The sequence below is a fragment of the Lachnospira intestinalis genome, assembly GCF_040095895.1.
In the GTDB taxonomy this organism is placed as follows: domain Bacteria; phylum Bacillota; class Clostridia; order Lachnospirales; family Lachnospiraceae; genus Lachnospira; species Lachnospira intestinalis.
On the sequence record NZ_JBBMFS010000007.1, the window covers coordinates 1 to 14,700 of the forward strand.

General features: G+C 39.2%; 18 protein-coding genes and 2 pseudogenes. 4 read left to right on the top strand and 16 right to left on the bottom strand.

Annotated elements, in window-relative coordinates:
- Positions 1-348: 348 nt before the first annotated feature.
- The 3 genes and pseudogenes from WMO37_RS08945 to WMO37_RS08955 all read right to left on the bottom strand — a co-directional run bounded on the left by WMO37_RS08945 (position 349) and on the right by WMO37_RS08955 (position 2,241).
- The gene (locus tag WMO37_RS08945) at positions 349-1,308 is read right to left on the bottom strand and encodes a hypothetical protein (RefSeq protein WP_227090084.1); all 960 of its coding nucleotides are present in this window, start codon (positions 1,306-1,308) and stop codon (positions 349-351) included.
- Positions 1,309-1,414: 106 nt separating this feature from the next.
- Positions 1,415-1,510 (bottom strand): annotated as a pseudogene (locus WMO37_RS08950) (GNAT family N-acetyltransferase); the annotation flags it as partial.
- 398 nt (positions 1,511-1,908) lie between these two features.
- Entirely contained in the window at positions 1,909-2,241 is a 333-nt protein-coding gene (locus WMO37_RS08955; RefSeq protein WP_227090083.1) for a recombinase family protein, read from the bottom strand.
- A 5-nt stretch (positions 2,242-2,246) separates the two neighbouring features.
- Between WMO37_RS08955 and WMO37_RS08960 the strand changes: the two genes are divergently transcribed.
- The 4 genes from WMO37_RS08960 to WMO37_RS08970 are packed head-to-tail and all read left to right on the top strand — an operon-like array spanning position 2,247 to position 3,953.
- The gene (locus WMO37_RS08960; RefSeq protein ID WP_496111648.1) at positions 2,247-2,657 is read left to right on the top strand and encodes a prolipoprotein diacylglyceryl transferase family protein; all 411 of its coding nucleotides are present in this window, start codon (positions 2,247-2,249) and stop codon (positions 2,655-2,657) included.
- Positions 2,654-2,818 (top strand): prolipoprotein diacylglyceryl transferase family protein, encoded by a 165-nt coding sequence (locus WMO37_RS14935; RefSeq protein ID WP_496111649.1) that lies wholly within the window; start codon positions 2,654-2,656, stop codon positions 2,816-2,818. The genes WMO37_RS08960 and WMO37_RS14935 overlap by 4 nt, the downstream gene beginning before the upstream one ends.
- Positions 2,815-3,390 (top strand): chromate transporter, encoded by a 576-nt coding sequence (locus WMO37_RS08965; protein ID WP_109257243.1) that lies wholly within the window; start codon positions 2,815-2,817, stop codon positions 3,388-3,390. The genes WMO37_RS14935 and WMO37_RS08965 overlap by 4 nt, the downstream gene beginning before the upstream one ends.
- Positions 3,387-3,953: a chromate transporter gene (locus WMO37_RS08970; RefSeq protein WP_349154832.1), complete on the top strand. Its 567-nt coding sequence runs from the start codon at positions 3,387-3,389 to the stop codon at positions 3,951-3,953. The genes WMO37_RS08965 and WMO37_RS08970 overlap by 4 nt, the downstream gene beginning before the upstream one ends.
- A gap of 295 nt (positions 3,954-4,248) precedes the next feature.
- Here WMO37_RS08970 and WMO37_RS08975 read toward each other — a convergent pair.
- The 13 genes and pseudogenes from WMO37_RS08975 to WMO37_RS09035 all read right to left on the bottom strand — a co-directional run.
- A pseudogene (locus WMO37_RS08975) lies at positions 4,249-4,493 on the bottom strand (transposase); the annotation flags it as partial.
- Positions 4,494-4,497: 4 nt separating this feature from the next.
- Entirely contained in the window at positions 4,498-5,673 is a 1,176-nt protein-coding gene (locus WMO37_RS08980; protein ID WP_349154834.1) for a zinc-ribbon domain-containing protein, read from the bottom strand.
- A gap of 133 nt (positions 5,674-5,806) precedes the next feature.
- Positions 5,807-6,691 (bottom strand): MerR family transcriptional regulator, encoded by an 885-nt coding sequence (locus tag WMO37_RS08985; RefSeq protein ID WP_349154835.1) that lies wholly within the window; start codon positions 6,689-6,691, stop codon positions 5,807-5,809.
- A gap of 342 nt (positions 6,692-7,033) precedes the next feature.
- Complete coding sequence (locus WMO37_RS08990; protein WP_349154836.1) at positions 7,034-7,609, bottom strand: hypothetical protein; 576 nt, start codon at positions 7,607-7,609, stop codon at positions 7,034-7,036.
- 253 nt (positions 7,610-7,862) lie between these two features.
- Positions 7,863-9,092, bottom strand: a complete 1,230-nt coding sequence (locus WMO37_RS08995) for a site-specific integrase (protein ID WP_349154837.1) — start codon at positions 9,090-9,092, stop codon at positions 7,863-7,865.
- Positions 9,093-9,101: 9 nt separating this feature from the next.
- On the bottom strand, positions 9,102-9,383 hold the full coding sequence (locus tag WMO37_RS09000; RefSeq protein WP_023920548.1) for an excisionase: 282 nt from the start codon (positions 9,381-9,383) through the stop codon (positions 9,102-9,104).
- Entirely contained in the window at positions 9,349-9,576 is a 228-nt protein-coding gene (locus WMO37_RS09005) for an excisionase (protein WP_002594705.1), read from the bottom strand. Before WMO37_RS09005 ends, WMO37_RS09000 begins: the two co-directional genes overlap by 35 nt.
- A gap of 97 nt (positions 9,577-9,673) precedes the next feature.
- On the bottom strand, positions 9,674-9,880 hold the full coding sequence (locus WMO37_RS09010; protein ID WP_002594704.1) for an excisionase: 207 nt from the start codon (positions 9,878-9,880) through the stop codon (positions 9,674-9,676).
- Positions 9,867-10,433: a type II toxin-antitoxin system PemK/MazF family toxin gene (locus WMO37_RS09015; RefSeq protein WP_002594703.1), complete on the bottom strand. Its 567-nt coding sequence runs from the start codon at positions 10,431-10,433 to the stop codon at positions 9,867-9,869. The genes WMO37_RS09010 and WMO37_RS09015 overlap by 14 nt, the downstream gene beginning before the upstream one ends.
- 105 nt (positions 10,434-10,538) lie before the next feature.
- Positions 10,539-11,126, bottom strand: a complete 588-nt coding sequence (locus WMO37_RS09020) for a hypothetical protein (protein ID WP_055291085.1) — start codon at positions 11,124-11,126, stop codon at positions 10,539-10,541.
- Positions 11,127-11,681: 555 nt separating this feature from the next.
- Positions 11,682-12,407: an ImmA/IrrE family metallo-endopeptidase gene (locus tag WMO37_RS09025; protein WP_055057003.1), complete on the bottom strand. Its 726-nt coding sequence runs from the start codon at positions 12,405-12,407 to the stop codon at positions 11,682-11,684.
- Positions 12,408-12,537: 130 nt separating this feature from the next.
- Positions 12,538-13,137, bottom strand: a complete 600-nt coding sequence (gene lexA, locus WMO37_RS09030; protein ID WP_055161134.1) for a transcriptional repressor LexA — start codon at positions 13,135-13,137, stop codon at positions 12,538-12,540.
- 501 nt (positions 13,138-13,638) lie between these two features.
- Positions 13,639-14,652, bottom strand: coding sequence for a PDDEXK nuclease domain-containing protein (locus WMO37_RS09035; protein ID WP_118278832.1), 1,014 nt, complete (start codon positions 14,650-14,652; stop codon positions 13,639-13,641).
- Positions 14,653-14,700 lie beyond the last annotated feature (48 nt).

Here is a 14,700-nt window from a genome sequence, read left to right on the forward strand (position 1 = left end):
CCCTAGGGTATCAAACGCCTGTACAATATCGGGAAAATAACCTAAAAAAATTTGTCTGAAAAAGTGTTGACAATCCATAGCTGTAATTCCGCTATGGTGGAACATACAGCCTGTGCAGTAAATACTTCATAAGCTCTCCTTTCCACTTCTGGACATTTTGTCCAAAAGTTCCGTAAACGCAAAAAGGGCAGCTACAAACCTTTACGGTCTATAACTGCCCTTACGCTGTTGTATTTATGTTCTTTTGTTTCAAATCTGCAAACTGAAATTTTCAAGCGAATAGTGTTTCACACTCTTCTACTTCGAGAATTAATTGCTTTTTCATATCCTGTCATAAAACTCGCTATATTAAACAATTCCACCGTGCTTATATTGCTGTTCCCGAAGCTTATCCAACGATTTTGCTCCATCCGGGCTATACAAATCCAATAATTCCAAAAAATTACCAGACTCCTTACACCCATGCAATATCATACGCATACTATCCGCATCTTTACCGAATAACATACCCAACAGACTCATATCATACTGATTTTGACTATCACTTAATACTCCCTGCTGATGTAAATCCTCCATAAAACCATAAGAACGAACCTCGGTACCTATTCGCATCGCCACATTATATAAATCCGGATCAACAGTATGAAGATAATTTAGGTAGCGTGTCTCAATATTTCTATTGGGCGTGCCGCTCATCATCCAATTTGCTATATCTTCCAAAGATGCACCTATGGCAGCATCATCAATCAAATGCATCTGCCATCTTCCGCTTTCAGTCTTTGTAAAGGTATATTTTCCATCTTCCGAATACAATGTATTTGACCATGAGTTTTTTGGAGCCGCCTGGTCTCTGACAAGCACTTCAAATGCATCCATTGCAACTCTGTCTGGGATACACTTTTTCTCATCTGTTGGTAATTCCATTTTCCCCAATGCTACTGCAGTTTGCACTAGTTCATAATCCGATATGTTTTCTCCATGATAAAAATAAGAATTTTGTTCTTTCAATTTATCAAATGATGCCGGTAGTTTTACTTCTGCCAACTGTTCTTTGGAAACCTCAGTCCAATCTTCTTTTTTCTTACTACCTGCGGTCTGCATCTGCACTCTCAGACCGTTTGTAATCTTTGTACCATATTTTGCGTTTACCATATGTTCTGTTATTGTCACATGTGCAAACTGAAATAAACTCCTTTGGTTTCTTGTATTTCCGTAACCTTCAACTTTTACAGCATATGGAAATGATGACTTCGTATTCAAAACAGAGTAAGTACCTGTATAAAATGTATTTGCCGCTTGTATTCTCATAATATAACCTCCAATCCAAACAGACGCCATCCTTAGCTCATAATATTTATCGACATTTATTCATTTTTCTTTACAGAATGGAACGAAACCTGAAATTTGCAAGTGCTTATAACTTACAAATCATAATATATTCTTCGTCATTTTCATCAACAATTTCAAATCCTACCTTCCTATACATTCGGGCAGCATAATTCATCTTTTTTTATTTTCCACTAAATGTACATATTTATTTTATCATTTACAATAATCTCCTTACACTTTTAAGCCCCCTCGTGGCAAGCTACTCATATCCTATTCATTTTCCTTTTTGTCAGATGCAGGAATTTCATCCGACCTGCCATAAAATTTCTTTCTGTCTATTGCTTTTTAGTGTACTGTTGTTTAATATATTCCATGTGAGGATTCTGTTTTCATTTTTATCTTAACGAATGGGTCTTTACGCTATATGACTTTAGTCTCTGTAGAATGAATATTCAAGTTAAAGGTGAATTTTTATAAAGGAAACAGGCCAATTGCGATAATATAGGAGAAGAAAATGTATGCACGGATATTACCAAAACCTAAAAAAAATAGGTATGGAAACCAAAACAAAGAAATGCGTTAGGTCTTGAAATTGACGGTATGCCCCATGTACTCCACGCGGGCAAGAATATAGCTCACCGTCGTACCCCACCAGCGGTAGGGGTCTTCAAACTTGCTGTTTCTACGGTTACCCACGCCTTTTGCAGCAAGGTAGGCAGACGGACAAAGCACCTTTTCCTCGGACAGAATATCCGCAATCTGATACACGCCCTTGCCGTCATTGACCATGCGGAAGATGCGGCGCACAACGGCGGTAGCTTCCTCGTCGATAATCCAGCGCTGCTTGTTCTCCGGTCTTTCAGATACCCGTAGATGGGATGATTCCCGTGTGTATTCTCTGTGCCAGAGCATACTATGTGCTTTTTGAGTGGGAGCAGTACAAGGATAACCTTCTCTCCGTTTTTCAAATCAATAAGGGCGGGCTTGCCATTTATGGAGGCATCCTCGGCGGTGTTGCTGTTGTACTGATTTACTGCAAGGTCAAAGAACTTTCCTTCTGGTCGCTTGCAGATACGCTGATTCCCAGCCTTGTTCTTGGACAAGCCATCGGACGTTGGGGGAATTTTGTGAATCAGGAGACTTACGGAAATCTGATCACAAATCTAGATCTCCAATTCTTTCCGTATGATGTTTACATAGAGGAACTCGGGCAGTGGCATCAGGCGACGTTCTTCTACGAATCTGCACTGAATACACTGCTGCTGATTGTCATGCTGATCTCCTATCCGCATTTCAGAAAAAAGGATATCTGCTTCCGTTTTACATGATTGGCTATGGCGTGATACGCTGCTTTGTAGAGGGACTTCGTACTGACAGTCTATATCTGATGCCAAGAGTCCGCGTGTCGCAGGTGTTGTCTGGCTGCCTGATTCTATTGGGTGTTTTTCTTGTAGGTATTATTCGCAGAAGGAGGGATATACAGGCATGAAACTAATTTGCTCTTTATTTATCACATTCTTAAAAATCGGTGCGTTCACCTTTGGCGGCGGATACGCTATGATTGCGCTGCTTGAAAATGAGTTCGTTGAAAAGAAAAAATGGCTTGAAAAAAGCGAGTTTCTGGACATGGTTGCGGTAGCCGAATCCACGCCAGGACCAGTCGCCATCAACAGTGCGACTTACATTGGTTACAAAATTGCAGGATTTGCGGGTGCAACCATGTCCACACTTGCTGTCTGCATTCCATCTTTCTTTGTAATTTATGGTATCTCGCTGTTCTTTGATCAGTTTCTCAGTTTGCGCTGGGTTTCCTGCGCATTCCGCGGGATTCAGGTATGTGTGATCTATCTGATCCTTACCGCAGGACTGAAAATGCTTAAAAGTATTGACAAAAACACACTAAACTTGACGCTTCTCACGTTGGTCATGGCTTCCATGCTCTGTTGCTCGATCACGGCAGTTTCGTTTTCCTCTGTGTTTTACATCCTGATCTGCGGCGCGGTCGGGCTTGTTGTTTTCTTTCTGCGAAAAATCCGGAAAGGAGATGGGAAAACGTCATGATATATCTGCGTCTCTTTCTGAACTTTTTGATGATCGGTGCCTTGTCTTTCGGCGGCGGCTATGGAATGGTTTCGCTGGTACGCGAAAGGGTGCTTTCCAACGGCTGGTTGACAGAGAACGAGTTTCTGAATTTTATTGCCGTATCTGAATCCACACCGGGATCCCTTGCCGTGAATATGGCAACCTTTATCGGCTCAACACAGGGCGGAATCCTCGGTTCATTTGTTGCAACGCTGGGCGTGGTGTTGCCGTCATTTTTGATTATTCTCTTAATTGCATCCGCACTAAAGAATCTGATGAAATATGCACCCGTCAACGCCTTTTTATCGGGAGTTCGTCCGTGCGTTGTAGCGATGATCCTTGCGACCGCGCTCAGCATGGCGCTGTCTACGCTGTTTGGCCTCACAGATTTACAGGCCGGATTTGCGCCCGATTTGCGCTCTATCGCAGTATTTGCCATGCTCGGAGCAACACATCTGATTTGTAAAATAATCAGAAAAACAGCTCCATCGCCAATTCTGATGATCCTGTTTTCAGCAGGCCTCGGAATCTTGTTTTGGTGAATATTCTAGCATGGCGATTGATTTTATTTCCAACTTCAATAGCAATTCCTGCTGAACCGCGCTTATTTCATTGCGTATAATTTCGAGCGACATCACCCTTCATTCATGATGCCGCTCCGCGCTTCAACCATACCATTCTGCCACAAATGAGCTGACCATCGTTGTAATAGGGGATGTGAAAAAACTCGATTGAGTTTTTTCGCATCTCCATTTTTGTACCTGTTGTGTATAAATGACTGAAATCATGCGCAAAGAAAGCGCTCTTCCCCTACCCCATAGAAATTCTTTTTTGAATCTATGCGGCAGTTCTGTTTCTCATCTTTTTTTCTGATATTTATATAGATTGTGGCCTATCGCCACGAGTAAAACTTCCAGTTTGACTGAATGAATACCTCTTCGGATAATTCTCTTGTACCAACGGTCGTTTTTCATAATTCCGAAAGTGCCTTCTGCTTGTATCGAACGGTTCATTCGTAATAGCGCACCGTGGATACTTTCTAGGTTTTTGATTACTTCCTGATGCATAGATGATAGGTTTTCTCTCTCATTGGCTATCCCTCCATCTTTCAAATGTATTTTTGATTATCTCCACATCTTCCTCTGTATCAGAAGAAATAAATATATGTACGCTCTGAAAAGCTTTCTTTAAGCTATTGGCATAATCCAGTTCTGTGCCTTTCATCGGCAGCTTAATCAGCCTTATTCCTCTTTGCTTGCACATATATGCTTTCATTATTTCTATATTCTCATCGGCACTTTCTGACTCAATAGCCAACTTTTCTGAAGGTATGTATGTTTCAAGCGGAACTCCAAGCAATCGGTCAGAACCAAGTTCTGCTTTCAAGCCTTTCTTATTAGAATAATAGCTGACAGCCAAAGCAGGAAACAATGACAAATATTCTTGCTCACAAATTCGGCAGCCTTTATTCAATATCGTTCTTTCATTTATCTTCATACTCCACGAATGACCGTGCCTGCATTTCCACCACGCTCTCTTTGCTGAAGTTCGTGATACTTCTGTCGGCTTCAATTTATTCTGTTCATAATCCCATTCACTGAGAAGCTGATTATCTGTCGTCGCCAAATCATTATATCCGGCAAGAACTTCTCTCTCCGCACAAACGGGGCATACCGTACCTTTCACACGAGCATTGATAACTGATTTCCACTCGTTACCGCATTTACCGCATCTCCACCAGACATTTTTCCTCGACTTTGCATTTACCTCATCAGGTTTCAACGGCAAGTTTTTTTCTGACCACTCCGAAGCAATTTCAGGGTGTGTTGTCTGCAAATCGTTAAATCCTTTCAGGAATATGTACCCACTGCAATACGGGCAACCAATTTTATTTATTGTCCTGCTCTTAACAGCAGCTTCCCACTCGTGTCCTTTCTCACATCTCCAAATCACTTTCTTATGAGAACCAATAGAAACCTCTGTCGGTTTTATCTTATTCTTTTTCGACCACTGCTTTACCAGTAATGGTTCTAATGTCGCCAAATCGTTAATACCTGCAATCACTCTCGCACCGGAACATATCGGGCATTTTTCTCCATTAGAACGAGCCTTAACGCTTGCCTGCCATTCGTGACCGCAAGTACCTTTCCACCATACTTTTTTATTTGAACCGAAAGTAATGCCATCAGGTGTAAGCAGTAAATTCTTCTCTGACCACTCCGAAACAAGCTCCGGGTGTACTTCTGCTAAATTGTTGTTCATAGCCAAACCTCAACCTCCTTGTGCTTAGAGTATATGAAGTTTTGGCTTTATCTTGTAGTTTGCGAATATCCGTATAAATAGAAAAAGCCCTTTGAGAAAAGGATTTTTCCTCTCCCAAAGGGTAGTTTAACTTTTACTTAGAATTATCTTTTTTAATAACTAAGTTATAATTGCTATCATAATACAGTCCAAGTTCTCTACACATTCTATCGTTCACATTATCTAACGCTTTCTTATATTCTGCATACGTTGGAGACAGAACCATTAAATTAGGAATGAATATATCGTTATATCCTTTATTTTGTAACTCTTTCTGCATTTTTCTCTGTGCAATAAATGCTGGATGGTATTTCATTATACCGTTTTTTATTTTAGCACCTTTCCATACTTTTTCTTTTAGTCTTTCATATTCACTTTCACTCATATCACGATAATAGGCTATCATCTCATCTGCGGTTCTGGTTTCTTGTGCAATCCCACCTATCATCTTCGCACCTATTCCCATAATAAAAGGAACTTTCAATGTCGTTTCATCGCAATATTCTAATATATTCTGTAGTGCCTGCTTCTGTTCCAGAGTCTTCAACCTTACATTAAGAAATGGTTTGAAATGACTTTTAAAATAATCTCCCCATTCTTTTCCCGGTAGCAAAGACTCAATTGCATTTTCAACGGTTTGATAATCAAGTGCCTCATTTGCTTTGTCTGCGTCACCATCATCTATAAATTGCTTCAAAGCTTCAAGTTCTGAGTCTTTTAAAACTTTTTCCTGCACTTTTTCTTGATAAATACGAAGAAGAATACTTTTGTCGCCAGTTTCCAAAAGACTCTGTATGTCTTTAATACTAATACCGAGTTTTCTATATACTGAAATCTTTTTTAAAGTTTCAACATCTTGTGCAGTATAGTTACGATAACCATTGTTATCTTTATCCACTGACAGCAATCCTTTTTCTTCATAATACTTAACTGCACGCTTTGTCATTCCAACCTCATTTATAATTTCATTTAATAACATCAAATGCACCTCCTTATGATTTATGTTGATAGTATAAGCGTATACGCTGCGTGCAGGTCAAGAGTTTTTCGTCTTTCTTCTAAAAATGGGCAATCCCGATTTCAGGACTGCCCATTCATTCTGCTAATTATGCGATTTTTTCTTGCTTGCACCGATTTCTGCATCAATTGATGTAAGTTTGATGTAAATCGCTGTTTTTTTAGTTTTTTATCAAATGAAGTACGTCCCGTCTATTTTGTAAAACGGTACATCTTTACATCACGTCGACTGGCGTCTCCGTGCGTTTTTCGCCTTATGTCGGTGTTCGCAAGCGCACACCGCCGCAAGGCTCAGTTTCTCATCTTAATAGAGCTTTGCACCAGCAGGAATATGGTTATCAACCATAAGAAGATGAAGCTCTTCATCCTCTGAATCCTTAAGATTGTTTACTGCTGAAAGTAACATACCACAAGACTCAATTCCCATCATCTTTCTTGGTGGAAGATTGGTAATAGCGATAAGTGTCTTTCCAACAAGCTCTTCTGGCTCATAGTAAGCGTGGATTCCGCTTAAAATAGTACGGTCTGTGCCTGTACCATCATCAAGTGTAAACTGAAGCAACTTCTTTGACTTAGGAACTGCTACACATTCCTTAACTTTAACGGCTCTGAAATCTGACTTACTGAATGTATCAAAGTCTACCTCTTCTTCAAATAGAGGCTCAACCTTTACATTAGAAAAATCAATTTTTTCATTAGCTGTAAAGAAGCCATTATTATTTCCACAAGCTGCGCCATTATCAGATGAGTTATCCACTAAACTATCTGAGTTATTAGCAGGTGTCTTTCCGCCGAGTGTCTTCATCGTCGGGACCCTTTTTGTGGTTCTTTCATACTCGACCAAGCTGGTGTTAATACTATTAAATTCTCCATATTCCAATTATCCCCCATACTTCATATTTTTGCTCTACTTTGAGTCACTTTGCGGGCAAATGATGTAAAATATGATGTAAATGATGTAGGGCGATAGTAGTATATGCAAGAGCATAGTCATATACAAGAAATTATAACTTCTCTTATTTACAATGTCAATCCACATCAAAGTAACGCTGCCTTATCTTTTCTTGCTTCAGAACAAGAAAAAAGAACACACAACACTCTGTATGTTCTCTTTCTGTATGTGAAGTCCAATATTATCCTTTGAAGTAGCTATCCAATCCTTTGAACTCTGCCGCTTTCATTTCTTTTGTAACATCAGCATAGATGTTCAGTGTAGTTGAAATATCTGAATGTCCGAGTGCGTCTTGAATGACCTTTATATTTACTCCAGCTTCACACATTCTTGTTGTAAATGTATGTCTAAGCGAGTGACAGCTAAAATGAGGAAGTAACACATCAGGTTCATCACTGTGCAAAAACTGCTCATCATTGCAATCACGGATAATTCTTCGGATTGCTTTGTTGAGTGTGGCTTGGTGCTGTGCCTGACCAAAACGATTGATGAAAATAAAATCTGTATATCCGTCAATCGTGACCTCGCAATGAAGTCCTAAATCTTCCTGCTTCTGTTTCTCCTGTTCAAATGCTTCTTTCACAAAACCGAGCATTGGAACCTGCCTCATACTCGCCAGAGTCTTCGTTGTATTTACATTGAAATAACAGCCGCTTTTACTTCCCTCAGTTCTGTGGTCATAATATACAAGAGTATGATTAACATCAATCATTCCACTTTCCATATCAATATCACACCATCTCAATCCAGTTACTTCCCCCACACGAAGTCCAGTTCCTATCATTACTGCAAAGACCGGATACCAGTGTTCATATACAGGGTGGGTTTTCAGGAAATTCAGAAATAGCTCCTGCTCCGGTTTCGTCAACGCTCTACGCTTTTCCGACTGAAAACAATGTGCTTTTTTCAATTCTCTCAACACATTATCTGACGGGTTATTTCTGATGAAGTCATCATCGACAGCAATCTGTAAAACCTGATGAAGAACCGTATGTATATTATCAATCGTTGAAGGCTTCAAATTTCTTTCATCAACAAGATAATTGTAGTATTTCTTAATATCTGATTTCTTCAGCGTTGATATTCTTTTACTTCCAATCACTGGTCGCACAAAGGTATTGTACATATATTTGTAATTTTCAAAGGTATTATTCTTCAGCCCCCTTTTCATATTTGCCCAAAGGTCAAATAATTCATCAATGGTTGTGTATCGTGCTTCGGTCTTAATACCATCACATTTATCTTTCTGAATACGCTTTTCTTTTTCTCTCAGGTCATCTAAAGTTCTTGCGTAAACAAATCTTCTTTTCATCTGGCTGTCCTGCCAGCTAAATTGATAAGTACCGTCTTTTCTCTGAACCTCTCCGGTTTTCAGAACAACCCTTGATTTATCTTTTCTTTTTGTCGCCATTGTGTCCTCCTAAATTCTAAACTGCTTATCTATATATTTGTCCAGTCGTTCCCTCACAATATGGATTTTATTGCCTATCCATATTGCAAAGGGACAACCTGCTTGATTAGACAACTCACGCAACTTCGTTCTTCCTATACCGGAATATGCTGCGGCTTCTTCGATTGTCAGCCACTTTCTTTCCCATATCGGTTCTTCAGCATTGCTTATGAGTTTTTCCTGATATGTTCTTACTTCGGCAAGTAAGCGTTCATCATCATTCAAGGAAAGTAAGTTTTTCAATGTATTCATCAAAAATCCTCCTCTTAATCATTCGACGATTTCCTATATGAAGAACAAATGGGCATTCTTCTTGGCTTGTTAGTTTTCTCAGTCTTTCTCTACCTATGCCAGAATATTCAACTGCTTCATCAATCGTCAAATTAGACTTATGCCATATCGGCACATCATATTTTTTTCGGATAATCTTTTCTGTATCTGCCATTACGGAAGCACCTCCTTGTTTTTCTGCCCTTATGATAATTAAAAAATGGCGATGAGCCTATCATGCGAACCGACCCATCGCACATTTTACAAATCAGCTATATCGAATACGCATTATCAAGATATTCGTCCAGTTTTCTTCTTTTAATCAGTCGCTTACTTCCATTCCAAAGAACAAAAGGGCAAAACTCCGAGTCGGACATTTCTCTTAATTTTCTTGAGCCAATACCACAATAAGCTGCGGCTTCTTCTACTGTAAGATTGGACTTCTTCCAGATAGGAATAATGATTTTATTTTCTGTCATTGCTTCCCCTCTTTTCTTTCTTTGATGAATATCTGTCGGTAACAACATAATCCCAACCATCCCCATCACACTTATCACATCTGTCTTTTCGCTTTGCAAATGGGTCAAGTCGCCTTACAATATAGTCCGGATTGTGGATGTAATCATTCAGGCACTTCGGGCATAGACAACGAATATTTTCTTTTCCCTCCGGCTTGTAAACCCAAAGTCCAAAAGTCTTTTTCAAAGTTGCGTTTATCTGCCTGAAAAGTTTATCGTCATCTACCGTACCTATGTATTCACGCAAATCCTCTCTATTGACTGTCCGTATCTGCTCCAGAAGAACCATTGACGGTTTCTTCAGTCCAAACTCCTCGCCAAGAATAATGTGCGATGGCAAATATCTTTTCTTGATTACACTTGTAACCGCTGCAACAATAATCGTCGGAGCATTCTGGTTATAATCGTCTGCCTGAATGACAAGCACCGGACGTTCTCCGCTTTGTACTGAACCACTGTTATCTCCAAAGTCATAGTAGAATAAATCCCCACGACAAATCATTTTTTCTTTCATATACATAACCTCACAAGAATCTAATTTTTAAAGTGTCATTCGTATCCGGAATGAAATAACCCCTTCACTCATTTGGACAAAGGGGTATGAAATGCACACCCAAAATCAGAGATTTTCATAAAATTTGATAAAGTTTTTCTTTGCCGCAGCAATAGACTTATCTACGGAGCTGTAATATACGCCCTCCTGCTTTGCAATCGCTCTGGAACTCAGACCGCAGCACACATTCTTCATAAGGCGTTCCCTTTGAAGTGGCTGCAACATTGAAAGTGCTATCCTTGCTTTCCTGATTTCACACTGACGCAATTCTTCTCTTTCCAGTTCAAGCCTTTCTTCCTCTGCTCTTTCAAACGGGTCGTCAAACATAATGGCAAGTTCTTTATGGAACTGTGAGGACATTTCATCGTCATATCCATAGCAGTCAAGTGTGCGACTGCTTCTCTTTGCATACTTGTCCTCATTTCGGTTTGCATCGTCAATTACCTCTCCCTGTGCAATGGAAAGATGAACAAACGGAGAATATCTTTCTATAACAAGGGGATACTTCTCCCAAAGCTCTTTTACCGATAATTCCGTAATAATCGCCCATCTTTCAGCTCCGGTATAACCGTTATATTCGTATTTAAGATTTATCAGTTTACAATCCTTTACAAATAATTCTTCTTGTTCTGTTAATGTAAGTTTGTTTTTCATTTCCGTAATCTCCTTTGAATTTTGAAAAATTGATAAGTTTCAAAATTCGGAGATTACGGGTACTCAGCTATCTGGCACTGCCATACGTTATAAAACATAAAAGTCCTTTCCCAAGCAAGGGAAAAGACCTAATACTGCACGAAGCATAATCGAATAAAACAGCAACAAAAAAGCACCGTCGAATCTGGACAGCAAAGAATACTTCTATTCTTCACTTATCCGGCTTCGTACGGTGCTTGGTAGTTTAGCAAATAAATTGCTTATCTCCGCTTACTCGATTAGAAATCGTTTCGATATTTACTTGTAATATTCATCGCCTGCAATTCCTACTATATCCGTTCCTGCGGATTCTGCGGAAGTAAGCGAGATTTAAGATATGGACATTCTTGCATTTCTGACACTTCACACTCAAATGTCCGGTTGCGTCTGAAAATACTCTTTGTATCCTGAACCCACAAGTCGGGCAGAGAATATCACGCTCTTTCAGACTTTCTGCTTCTACTCTTGACAGAAGCAATCTCTTTTGTATTTCAGGTGCTACCTGAGTCTGTAACCTCATTGTGAAACACCTCCCAGATTTAGCTCATTGGAAATGTACTCAAGGATATTGTGATACTCAAATAGTCCCATATCTCTCAATCTGATAACCAAGGCTGTATAAGATACTCCGATATAAGCTGCCATTCTACGGATAACTGCTTTTTCCTTTGAAGTGATGGTATTATCGCCATAAACTTTTATCGGATTTGACTGATTATATTTCGCCAAGGCATTTTCAATAATTCTTCTCGGCATAAGAAGCGAAGCTCCCATTGTATCTGCCTGCCACTCAACAGACGCAAACATCTGAGCCAGTTCCTCTTTGGAATAACTACGCTCACTGTCATACTCTGCATGAAAGCGTCCTTCACTCGGCATTGCATACATCTTACTCAAGATATGATGTGACGCTTCGTGTGCCATTGTAAACCTGCGACGTCCCTGCTCCTTTTCGGCAAGAAGAAATTTATCAAGTACGATGGTATCTTTCGGGAAAACAAAGGGAATAATTTTTCCGTCCTGATGTACCAGCAGTGGTGTTGCTCCATCTGCCAGAAAGCCAATCCTGCCTGCATCATCTTCTGCGAAAGAAGCGTATTCAATTCGTAACATAAGAAATTCTGTAATGAAATGTTCTATGTCGATGGATTGAATCACTCGATTGCTAAACTTATTAGCATAAGCTGTTATCAAGCCTTCGCTGATTTCTTCCAACTCGGCTCTTGACATATAAATACTCAAGTTGTGTCCACCTCCGACTCCACCTTGTCCGGCGGTGCAACTCCTCCGGCAAAGTTCTGTTGTATTTCCGCACTATCCAAATTGATTAGATAGCGAATTCCTTCAAGTGTTCTCATTCGTCTGTCCTCTGCTATAGTTCTTTGATGATGTGACAAGCCACACCCTGAATGCAGCACTCATCTACAATGATGTCTTTCATCTTCTTATTTTCCGGATGGAGAATGATTTTCTTATTCTCATCATCTCGGAAGTAACGTTTCAATGTATTCTGATTATCCACAAGGGCAACTACTATATCGCCATCATTGGCTTCTACCTGCTTTTTAACAACCACAAGGTCGCCGTCATCTATCCCTGCATCAATCATAGACTGACCGCTTGCTCTTAATATGAAGAAATCTCCTTTGCCGAAAATAGCAGTAGGAAGTGATACATATTCTTCAATATTTTCTTCCTCATACTGAGGACTACCACAAGGAATAGAACCTACAATCGGTGTCTGTGTCTGTTCGCCACTGTACTTACGGGTCACATTGGTACTAATCTCCTGCCCGTCGTACTCAATCATATTCTTCTCAGCCATCTCTACCAAGTATTTATATGCTGTACCTCTGGCAATGCCAACAGCTTCCGCAATCTTTGTAGTCGATGGGGATTGTCTGTTTTGCAGGTAATAATCCTCGATATACTTTTTTATCTCACTCATAAGTTCAGGACTCTTGCTTCTCATACCTGCACCTCGCTTTCTTTTCTATCGGAAGCAATATGCTTTCGATAGTTTTATTATACCTGATGCGAAAATTTTTTCAAGTAGGTTTTTCGCAAAAGAAAAGAGGTGTCGCAATTTGCTAACACCTCTGCACCTTTTAACTCAATTTATTTCTTTTTAACTTAGTCAATGTTAAAAGTAAAGTTTTTATTTTCATTGAAAATTACAGCCCATAAAAGCTTTTTTGTTCAATAAACTTTTATTCTACAATTTGTGCAGACCGTCTGCACAATTAGATTGTTGCCTCACTGGGGCAACAATCTAAGCAATGTATAAATCTTTGGTAATAGTCGCATTGATTTTGGATTCACTGAGTCCAAAATCTTTAAGAACTCTTTTACTATGCATTATCCTTCACTCCATAATACTGATACAACATATCTGTCATTTTTATTCCATTGAAAATTTCCGCCCATAAAGGCTTTTTTGTTCAATGCAATTTGTGCAGACCGTCTGCACAAATTACTTTTTCATATCAATTCTACTTCTAATATCTTCTACGGCAGGTAATGCATTTTTCAAATCTAACGGTAAATCCGTGCATAAGTGATATTCACTGACACCAATCGGTTTTGACATATCTCTCAATGCATACTCTGCAATTGTTCTATTTTCATCTCTGCACAAAATAAGTCCCACTGATGGATTATCCTCTGGAGCTTTCACTAAATCGTCTAAAGCAGATAAATAAAAATTCATCTTTCCTGCCTGTTCTGGCTTAAACTCGCCAGTTTTAAGGTCTATTGCCACATAACATCTAAGCTTTGTGTTATAGAAAAGAAGGTCTATATAAAAATCTTTTTCCCCAACCTCAAGATGATACTGCTGTCCCATAAAGGCAAAACCAGTGCCTAATTCCATCAACAAAGAAGTAACATTTTTTACAAGTTCATTTTCTATATCTGTTTCCAACATTTCTTCCGTATAATCGATGAAATCAAACATATATGGGTCTTTCATTGTGCTTAATACCATATTCTTTTGTTCAGCCGGTAATCGTCTTTCAAAATTTGATATTTTGTTAGCAACTGCCTGTCGCTCATATAATTGACTCTTAACTTGGGAAGTCAAATCATCAACTGACCACTTATGTTCCAAAGTTTTTTCCAGATACCATATATATTCTTCTCGATTTGACACTTTACTCATCAATATCTGATGATGACTCCAAGTAATCCTTCCCAATCCGTACTCATCTACATCATCTTCCGTAAAAGTCTGTGCAAATTTCTTCATATATTTTAAATTTCTTACAGAATAACCTTTTGCACTTGGAAATCTCATCTTCATATCCTTAGACAGATTTTCCACAAATTTATTTCCCCACTCAGAATTGCGGATAATAACATTTCCAATAAATATATTTGTTTTCATTATCTCACTATTTACACTGACAGAAGCTCTGCATTTAGCCTGATTGACATAATCATTTATTTCTTCTACTGCCTGCAAATATTGATTTGACGGTGTAAGCATATTGACTCCTTCCTAATTGTGCAGACCGTCTGCACAATTTAAAAACAT